This window comes from Streptomyces sp. NRRL B-24572 (assembly GCF_002156145.1).
GTDB lineage: Bacteria > Actinomycetota > Actinomycetes > Streptomycetales > Streptomycetaceae > Streptomyces > Streptomyces vietnamensis.
In genome coordinates this window covers 1-1173 of record NZ_MWIG01001177.1, presented here as the reverse complement: position 1 = coordinate 1173, position 1173 = coordinate 1, and the positions used below count along the sequence as shown (strand labels likewise).

The 1173-nt window shown below is 75.7% G+C and carries 1 protein-coding gene; it reads left to right on the top strand.

Going from position 1 to position 1173, the window contains the following annotated elements:
- Window positions 1–26: 26 nt before the first annotated feature.
- On the top strand, window positions 27–938 hold the full coding sequence (gene opcA / locus CCN56_RS41130) for a glucose-6-phosphate dehydrogenase assembly protein OpcA (protein ID WP_086832588.1): 912 nt from the start codon (window positions 27–29) through the stop codon (window positions 936–938).
- Window positions 939–1173 lie beyond the last annotated feature (235 nt).

Here is a 1173-nt window from a genome sequence, read left to right as displayed (position 1 = left end):
CGCAGAGGAAGGGACGGGCGCCGCACATGAAGATCGATCTGACGGACACCGACTCCAGCAAGATCAACAAGGCGATCCTGCAGGGACGCAGGGCCGTCGGCACCCCCGCCGTCGGCGCCGTGCTCACCCTCGTCATCGTCACCGACGAGGAGAACGCCTACGACTCCGTCAAGGCGGCCAACGAGGCCTCCCGGGAACACCCCTCCCGGACCCTCGTCGTCATCAAGCGCCACGCCCGCACCCCCCGCGAGCGGTACGAGACCCGGCTCGACGCCGAGGTCCGGCTCGGCACCGACGCCGGCTCGGGCGAGACGGTGCTGCTCCGGCTGTACGGCGAACTCGGCGCCCGCGCCGACTCCGTGGTCCTGCCGCTGCTCCTGCCGGACGCGCCCGTCGTCGTCTGGTGGCCCGTCGACGCCCCCGAGGTGCCCTCCCAGGACCCGCTGGGCGCGCTCGCCCAGCGCCGCATCACCGACATGTACGCGGTCGAGGACCCCCTCGCCGCCCTGGAGAAGCGCGCCGCCTCGTACGCCCCCGGCGACACCGACCTCGCCTGGACCCGGCTCACCCCGTGGCGCTCGATGCTGGCCGCCGCCCTCGACCAGGCCCCGCTCACCGTCACCTCCGCCGCCGTCGAGAGCGAGGCGGAGAATCCCAGCGCCGAACTCCTGGCCCGCTGGTTCGAGGTCCGGCTCGGCGTGCCCGTCGACCGGGTCGTCACCGACGGCCCCGTCGTCACGGCCGTCCGCATGGGCACCGCCGACGGAGAGATCCGCATCGACCGGCCCGAGGGCCCGGTCGCGCGGCTCGCGATCCCCGGCCAGCCCAACAGGGTCCTCGCGCTCAAGGTGCGGACCACCGCCGAGCTGATCGCCGAGGAACTGCGCCGCCTGGACCCGGACGAGATCTACGCGACCGCGCTGCGCGGTCGCGGCTGACGGTACCGGTCGCCGATCCCGCACCCGCGCGGGCCCGCGCCCGTGCTGGGCGGTGCCCCGCTGCCGTGTGGGCCCGCGCCCGTGCTGGGCGGTGCCCTCCGCCGCCCGCCGTGTGGGCCCGCACTTGGCTGGGCCTCGCCCCGCGCCCGTGTGACCCGCGCCTGGCTGGGCCTCGCCCCGCGCCCGTGTGACCCGCGCCTGGCTGGGCGTCGCCCCCCGCCGTGTGGGCAATCGT

Bases quoted from the DNA above. Each gene is read 5' to 3' on its own strand.
- opcA (WP_086832588.1), top strand. From the start codon at position 27: ATGAAGATCGATCTGACGGACACCGACTCCAGCAAGATCAACAAGGCG.